Origin of the sequence: Photorhabdus akhurstii, from assembly GCF_018448925.1 — a bacterium.
In the GTDB taxonomy this organism is placed as follows: domain Bacteria; phylum Pseudomonadota; class Gammaproteobacteria; order Enterobacterales; family Enterobacteriaceae; genus Photorhabdus; species Photorhabdus akhurstii.
Genome location: NZ_RCWE01000002.1, coordinates 214,418 through 222,512, shown reverse-complemented (window position 1 = coordinate 222,512; position 8,095 = coordinate 214,418). Strand labels below are relative to the sequence as shown.

5 protein-coding genes are annotated in these 8,095 nt (G+C 45.3%); 1 reads left to right on the top strand and 4 read right to left on the bottom strand.

The features are described 5' to 3' along the window. Positions 1 to 15: 15 nt before the first annotated feature. Genes EAE93_RS03670 through EAE93_RS03655 form a run of 4 tightly spaced genes read right to left on the bottom strand, consistent with a single transcriptional unit; the run spans position 16 to position 6,805 of the window. On the bottom strand, positions 16 to 1,863 hold the full coding sequence (locus EAE93_RS03670) for an ABC transporter ATP-binding protein (RefSeq protein WP_228999271.1): 1,848 nt from the start codon (positions 1,861 to 1,863) through the stop codon (positions 16 to 18). Beyond that, positions 1,763 to 3,562, bottom strand: a complete 1,800-nt coding sequence (locus tag EAE93_RS03665; RefSeq protein WP_250150867.1) for an ABC transporter ATP-binding protein — start codon at positions 3,560 to 3,562, stop codon at positions 1,763 to 1,765. Before EAE93_RS03665 ends, EAE93_RS03670 begins: the two co-directional genes overlap by 101 nt. Next, a complete protein-coding gene (locus tag EAE93_RS03660; RefSeq protein ID WP_040152513.1) occupies positions 3,555 to 4,802 on the bottom strand; it encodes an MFS transporter in 1,248 nt (415 codons plus the stop codon). The genes EAE93_RS03665 and EAE93_RS03660 overlap by 8 nt, the downstream gene beginning before the upstream one ends. Further along, positions 4,799 to 6,805: a TonB-dependent receptor gene (locus tag EAE93_RS03655; RefSeq protein WP_214039094.1), complete on the bottom strand. Its 2,007-nt coding sequence runs from the start codon at positions 6,803 to 6,805 to the stop codon at positions 4,799 to 4,801. The genes EAE93_RS03660 and EAE93_RS03655 overlap by 4 nt, the downstream gene beginning before the upstream one ends. 297 nt (positions 6,806 to 7,102) lie before the next feature. Here EAE93_RS03655 and EAE93_RS03650 point away from each other — a divergent pair, with 297 nt between their 5' ends. Further along, the gene (locus EAE93_RS03650) at positions 7,103 to 8,080 is read left to right on the top strand and encodes a helix-turn-helix transcriptional regulator (RefSeq protein WP_036776099.1); all 978 of its coding nucleotides are present in this window, start codon (positions 7,103 to 7,105) and stop codon (positions 8,078 to 8,080) included. Positions 8,081 to 8,095: the final 15 nt, after the last annotated feature.

The following is an 8,095-nucleotide window of genomic DNA, read 5'->3' as shown; positions in this document are numbered from 1 at the left end:
ACGAAACGGTGGGGGTTACACCTTATTTGGCTTATTTGGGTGTAGATGCCAATGCTCTTCTGAGCCGAGATGGTTTTTCCAAAGAGATTGATAAAGTGAACAACGTCCTAACAATTCATCGTGAGTTCCACTATCACAAAGGGTTCCATGATCCATCACCAATATTTGGTCAGCGCGGGTTATCGTGCTTAGCCGATGAGCGATAACAAAGACCGTTTTATTCCGGGTAAGAGAATCAAACGCCTGTTGTATCAACTGTTCGTTTTCGGGATCGAGAGAAGCCGTCGCTTCGTCGAGGAATAAAACCGGAGATTGCTTTAAGATGGCGCGGGCAATGGCAAGACGTTGACGCTCGCCACCAGACAACGTACCGCCATCCACGCCTAGCGGTGTATCGTACCCTTGTGGCAATGCCATAATCGTATCGTGAATATTGGCAAGGCGAGCAGCTTGCTCCAGTTCTAACTGGGTTGCATTGGGATCACCCAACCGGAGATTATTAGCGACGGTATCCTGAAATAGTGCGGTTTCCTGAAATACCATAGTCACGGTGTCATACAGTGCCTGAGTTTGGTAATGATGGATATCATTTCCACCGAGACGGATTTCCCCCTTATCCAGTTGATAGAAAGAGAGCAATAGATAAGCCAATGTAGATTTCCCACTGCCACTGGGACCAACAATGGCGGTCATACTGCCTTGCGGCGCATAAAACGACACATTTTGGATAGCGGGTTGATTCGTACCTGGATAGCTAAATGAGATGTTATTCACTTCAACATCATATTTGTCTGGCGCGGTTAATGGCCCGGAAGCTTGCGTGGCAACAGCTTCTATTTCTGCAATATGGGTTTCGCCTACTTGCGTTAAGGCCGTGATATTGAGTAGGGGGATAATCCCACGTAGGGGGGTAATGGTGGCAAACAACAGCAGAATCGTGATAAGCATTTCCGAGAGTGTTAATGCTTCTGGTGAATTAAAGCGCAGGGCGCCAGCCAGAATGCCAACGACCACGCTGGTATCAATGATGATGTAAAACAGGCTCAGTAGCGGAATACTTCTGAATACTCCACGGCGGAACGCGACCCGTAATTGGTCGATTTCGCGATCAAAACGCTGTTCTACCGTCGTGGTCGCTGCCGCGGCACGAATAAAGGACATACCTTGGGCGTACTCAACGATAGCTTCGGATACATCAGCCATCATAACGGCACGCAAGCGCAATATTTCATTCAGTTTTTTACGGATAGCCCCTAGGATGAACATCCCAACCATCAGCACCAATAATGCACTGCCGCCAACCACCCAATCGAACCAGAATAAAGCCAGGTAGATAAGGGTCAGCATCATCACCTGACAGGCGATTTGCGGTGTGGTATAGGCTGACTGATTTTCCTGCCATTGCACATCTTCAGATAATGTCAGCGCTATCTTTCCGGCACTTAGCCCTCGAATCGTGGCGACAGACATACTGACAAGGCGTTGTAGCAGAGCGCGACGAATTTCTATGCCTAAACCATAGGCGGCAATGGTGAGTTTACGTAATGCGCGAGCCATAAAAGTAAATCGCAGCAACAGCAGAATAACCAGTAACCCCAAAGTGATAAGTGGCAGCATTGCGTTGTCGCTTTCCCCCAAATGGGTGATGGCCCAGGCAGCAATAGCAAGTTGAGCCATAATCGCAACGGTATCAAACTGTTTATATAACAACCCCTTGAACCAAACTCTTTGCAGTTTTGGTGATAGATGTTGCTGGAGACGATTAAATAACCCCATGATAATTTGCTCCTGTCCCGTTTTTTTCTCCCCGCCAAGCTGCCCACTGTCTGGCGTATGCACCTTGCTGTGCGACCAGTTCCTCATGGGTGCCTTGTTCGATAATCTGTCCTTTATCTAAAACCAGTATTCGATCAAGATGACGGATAGTCGGTAGGCGATGAGCAATGACAATCACTGTCTTATTGCGGCATAAGGCATTGAGCGCCTGTTGCATCTCTTTTTCACATTCTGGATCGGCATAGGCTGTCGCTTCGTCCAATACAAGAATTGGTGCGTTTTTCAGAATAGCGGCAGCAACGGCAATACGCTGTTTTTCACCTACCGATAAACTCACACCGCCGTTCAGTACGGTGTCGTAGCCTTGTGGTAATTGCTGAATAAATTGATGGGCTTGCGCTGCGATAGCAACCGCTTCAACTTCTGCCTGTGAAGCATCAGGACGGGCTAACCGTATGTTATTAGCCACTGTATCGTTGAACAGAAACACACGCTGGAAAACAAAAGAGATATTATTGCGTAGCGTCGGTTCATCCATATTACGAATATCAACACCGCCAATCGTCACCTGACCGTGTTGAGGGTCCCAAAGACGTGCGATAAGACTCGCGACAGTAGATTTACCCGAGCCACTGGCGCCAACTAAGGCTAATGAACTTCCCGCCGGGATAGAAAATGAAATGTTATTCAATGCATTTTCCTGTTCATCCTGGTAGGAGAAACTGACATTGTGCAGAGCGACACTGCAATCCTTCGGTGTTTGACTTTGGGTACAAGGCGCCAGCTCAGGTTGATTCATTAACCAACGATAACGTGTGATTAACGCCTCTTGCTGTTGCAAACGTGTCATCACAGCAAACATGGATGAGGCAATATTGCCGAATGCCATTGCCGCCAGAATAAAAAAAGTGAATTCGAATAAAGTGATCTCTTGTTGATTTAATAACCAGACCGCCAAAGGGAGGACAAACAACAGGTTAGCACTGGATAACACGAAAAACCGGCTGGATTTGACCTGTACTTTCTCAACCCAGACATCAATAATCCGTGTCAGAGCGGTGAAAGCCTCCTCAGCGCGTTGCAACGCAACCTTGCCGCCTGAATAGGTTTTAACCACCGGAATCGCATTAATAACTTCACCCATTGTTGAAGCAATACGGTTTTGGGCGGCATAAAAACGCTGAGTTGTCGTTTGCACCTTCATCTGGATATAGACGAATAACAGGCAGGCCCCCAAAGTTGGCGCGAATGCCGCTAAAGCTAACCGCCAATCAATGGCGAGCATGACGCTTAATGCGATCAATGGCCCAAACAAGGTAGCTGACATCTCTGGAATGATATGGGCAATACCATCTTCAAGTTGCTCGACGTCATCTAGCATCATCTTTTTTATTTCAGTGCTGTCAGTCAGCATGAAAAAACCCAAAGGCACAGACTTCAACTTGCTGCTGATATTGCGGCGAACATCAGCCTGTACATCAGCGGCAATCAAATGAGCAAAAAACGTTGAACCACTAAAGGTCAACATAGCGGCAAACGTGAATCCCAATAACATGACGCCATAATTCAATAGCGTGTCATATTGCCCATCATAGATAGACTGGGTGATAAGCCCGGCAACTGCCGCCGGTAACATTTGCAGACCGGCGGAAAGAATAGCAAGTGCGATAGCGACGTAACTCAGCGTGCGGTATGGGCGCATCATACACCATAACTCTTTAACAACGTCGGCATCAGCCGCACGTTGCTCCGGTGAATTCTGAACAGAAGAATCATGGCTATGCATGCACATTCTCCCTTTGGAAATCATGGAATTTACGCAATGTCCAGAACAGGGCAGTGAAGGTGAAAATAAGTGCTAGCATGAAAAGGGTAGCGTAACTTGCTTTAGTCACTATCAATCCCCCCAACATGGAACAGATAATTGCAACGCCCATATCCGTGGATTGCATCAACGCAAAATCCACACCAGACTGAGCACCTGCTGCAAGCGACATCATCTGGGTATACAGCGCAACAAATTTGGCGGCAGTGATCAACGTGATGAAGACATATGCGGCTGAAAGCAGGGATAACGGCGCTTCTGGTTGCTTGGCAAGCCAGAAAATGCAGGCTAATACGATAGATTCAAGCAGCATGATAGCCAGTAATGTCTGGACAGCGCCGAATTTACGTACGATGACACCACCAAGCAGCACACCAGATAATCCAGCTAATGCACCACCACTGGCCGCGATGATACCGAGTTGAGTTAAATCCACACCGCGATCGATCAAAAAGGGCGACAGCATACCGAGTGAAAGGCGCGTACCGATCATACACAACAATATCAAAACCAGTGCTTGTCTAACCGGCGCCCGGCGGAGGGCATTTTTGAGAGAAGGAGCAGCAACCGGGGCTTTTAAAACCGTCTGCGCTTTTTCTACCTGTGTTTCCCGTAAAAATAGGGCAGGCAATGACATCAATAGAATCACTATGGCTAACACTCCGGCGCCAATGTGCCAACCATACAGTGAAACAAGGTATAGAAACAGACCACTGCCAATGATGGAGCCCAAATAACCGCCGCCAACTTGCATAACATTACACCAAGGGCGGTGCTTTGGTGGTAACCGGTCAATAGCGTGACCATCGGTGGTGGTATCCACCACAGTCAGGCAAATTGTGATCAGAAACAGACCGACAATAATCAACGGCATATGTTCGGCGGGTCTTGCCAGTGACATTGAACAAAAAAGCAATGTAATTAGCAGATTACCGCAGATCATGATACGGCGGGGGTTTGTATCCCCCGAACCAGATTTACGATAGCGCTCTATAATAGGCGCCCAAAGGAATTTGAACGCCCAAGGCAACATCAGCAAGTAGAGCAAGCCGATTTTATCTGGGGTTACACCGTGGCTGCGTAAAAACGCCGGCATACTTTGTAACGTTAACATGCCGATAGTACTTTGGAGGGTGTAAACCCCCGCCAAAGTCAACAGTAGTAACGATATATGACGGGGATGGGAGATATTATGCGTCATAATGAGACACTCACATCCAGCCCAACATTCAAGCCTTTATTGATCATACTGAGTGTATTTGGCCCCACGGTGAAACTGGAGACGCGATACTTTTTATCACCTAGATTTTCGCCATAGAGTTTTACGCTAACCCCATGCGCCATCTCTAAACTGAATGAAGCGTCGTAAAGGGTGTATCCCCCCTGTTCAAGGGTATTCGCCTCATTAAAGTAGCTTTTAGAATAGTAACGGGCGCCGGCATTTAAATAGAGGTTACCAGGTAACAACGTTTGATCAATCAAGTAGTCAAAACTTGCATTAAGCATGACATCTGGCGCATAAGGCAGACGTTTATTGTCATAACTTATGCCATTCTCTGTATCGGTCGCATCAGTGAAGTTTGATTTGCCCGCACTTCCCCCAAGAGAAAATTTCAGCCCTTTCATTGGCTTAATTTGGCTGCTCAACTCAATGCCTTTGCTCTCTGCTTTACCCACATTGCGTATAAACTGCGCGCCGATCGGACCAACATAAATTTGTTTATCTTTCGAACGAATGTAGTAAACAGCGCTGTCTAATGTCACTGCGTTATCAAAGAACGAGGTATGCCAACCAAGCTCATAATTATCTGAGGTTTCAGTATTGTAGGGTTTTCTATCATTGGCGGAGGAGACAATGTTATTGAATCCACCGGGTTTGTACCCTTTAGTAGCGGAGATATAGAAACGAGTATCTGGCGTCAATTGCCAACCTAATGCGGCCTTAGGTGTGAACTCATTGCTGGAAACCTGGTTATCAAAAGCTTCGAGCGCCATCATGCCAGAACGGCCTGCATAATCTATCTGCGATTTTTCATGAGACAAACGACCGCCCAAGGTCAAATCCCACTGAGAAGCAAAGGGCAATTTCACTTCACCAAACAGTGCCAGCGATTTTGCTTTTATTGTGTTAGCCGCATCGCCATAGTAACCGGGATAACCACTGGTATGATGTTTATTCTTTTCATCTGAAAACCAGCCGCCGAGAACGCTGGTAATCCCATTTGAGAAATTGGAGTTCAAACGCAGCTCTTGCGTGGCGGCATGGTGTTTCTCTTTCCATTTACCCCCGATGAAATCACGGTAAATATCGCGATCCTGATAAGAAGTCACGCTGGTTAATACACTGTCGCCAAAATCATATTCAGCCTTGAATGCATAACTGTTAACTCGCCGGGTTAAATCCGGGATAGGGCCATCATATTCTTTCCGACGGAATTGTTCGTCATTCAAATAGAGTTCTTCATGGGAATCGAGATCTTCATGAGCGAAGCTAAGTTCAGCACTGAACGAGGAATCTTCCGGCGCAAATGTCAGTTGCCCTCGACCGAGCCAAGTTTTGCTGGAATCAACATTTTTATTACCGCTATTAGGCGCATCAATTTGTCCAGGCTCTTTTACCCAACGCAAGCTGGTACTGCCATAAAGGATATCTTCAATAAGCGGAGTTGATCCGCTGAAAGAACCGCCTTGTTTCAGCTTAGAGTAATTACCAGAAAGGTTTAGCCAGGGGCCTTCTTGCGGCGAACGGGTGACGATATTGATAACACCCGCTTGCGCATTTCCGCCATATAAAGTCCCTTGCGGACCGCGTAATAATTCCACACGCTCCACGTTGATTAATTCTTGTGTTAAGAACTGGTGATCCTGAGGAACGCCATCGACATAAATTCGAACAGAAGGAGAATAGAAATCTGGCGAACTAATACCTCGAATGGTTGTTGCTGAATAAGTTCGGTTCCCCCGTGAACGAATTTGTAAGCCGGGAAAAGCACGCTCAAGATCTTGCACTTGAGTGATACCGGCCTGAACAAGTTCTTCACCCGTTCTAACCAGAACGCTACCATCCACTTTATTTAACGCTTCTTCTCGTTTATTAGCCGTTACAATCAAAGAATCCTCTGTCGCGCCAGGCGAATGTTCTGCCCATACAACAGGCGAAATTAAACAACATAAAACAGACGCCTTAGCGTATTTTTTTTTCATATAAATAACTCGTTATGCACTGTTTAAGATCATGTTTTACAAAAATTAAACATGGTAAAACAAAAAACATAACGGGAGACTATCGATAATATTCCATCAGGGCTAACGGAATAGGGACAAAAGTAGCGCATTACGCACTATTGATAATGATTATCATTAATGATAAAGTGAGTGACATTCACAATATGCATATATATATAAAATAAAAATATAATGTCTTTAATATGCAAAACGCACTGTTTTAAGTGAGAAAACACTTTTTAACCGGTATCCGATGCTAATTTTACAGGGGATCTCATGAAGACGATCTATAGCAAGAAATTAGGAGTTTTCACGGCTGACCATTGCAATTGCATGCATTCGCATGCGGAGAAAAATAATACAAATACTCCCTTATTGATTGAGGAATTATCTGACGGAATTCATATAAACCGAATTCGCTTTGAGCTCGACAAGGATGTCACAGAATATTGTGAAGGGCCGCCAACGGTATCAATTGCGTTTATTTTAAACGGGAGAGGGAAAATGGCGATTGAAAATGGTGATGTTTTAGATATCAGTTCGGGAATGATGATATTTTTCCATTCACCTAAAATGACGCGTGGCATGAACTTCTTTGGTTGCGGCTCATGGCATATTCTCGATATTCGTTTCTCATTGAACGAAATTGAAGCTCAGGAATTACCCCCTTTCACCCAATTAGCGGCAGGTTTTGAGAAGAACGCCAGCTACAGTGATGCATTGATGATGGCATGTCCCATTTACCCACCATTTATGCAGATAGTGAATCAAATAGAAGAGTGCCAATTAAGTGGCAATGTAAGAAAGGTTTATTTAAAAGCAAAAGCGTTAGAGATACTCGCTTGTGTAGCATCTCAGGTTTATGACTGCCAGTATAATGTGATCAGCGGGTCGCAACGCCGTGCTGTTTATAATGCAATAAAAATAATTAACAGTGATTATCATTCCCCTTGGACGATAAAATCATTATCAAGAGCAGTTGGCTTGAATGAACGGAAATTAAAAGAGGGATTTCGTGCGGTTGTTTTTCGTACTTTCCATCAATATCTGGAGAATGTCCGTATGACAACCGCAGAAGATTTACTAAAAAAAGGAATGAGTGTCATTGATGTTTCTACCGCAGTAGGTTATTCCAGCCCAAGTCACTTTTCTAAACGCTTCCGGCAACATTATTTGATCAATCCTAAAGCATGGCAGGCGAAATATGCCGTTGGTCACACCTTATTAACAGAAAATATCGTAGCCGGGAATTAGCTATTCAATTGACTC

Coding starts and splice junctions, on each gene's coding strand:
- EAE93_RS03660 (WP_040152513.1), bottom strand. CDS start 4,802: ATGACGCATAATATCTCCCATCCCCGTCATATATCGTTACTACTGTTG.
- EAE93_RS03670 (WP_228999271.1), bottom strand. CDS start 1,863: ATGAGGAACTGGTCGCACAGCAAGGTGCATACGCCAGACAGTGGGCAG.
- EAE93_RS03665 (WP_250150867.1), bottom strand. CDS start 3,562: ATGCATAGCCATGATTCTTCTGTTCAGAATTCACCGGAGCAACGTGCG.
- EAE93_RS03650 (WP_036776099.1), top strand. CDS start 7,103: ATGAAGACGATCTATAGCAAGAAATTAGGAGTTTTCACGGCTGACCAT.
- EAE93_RS03655 (WP_214039094.1), bottom strand. CDS start 6,805: ATGAAAAAAAAATACGCTAAGGCGTCTGTTTTATGTTGTTTAATTTCG.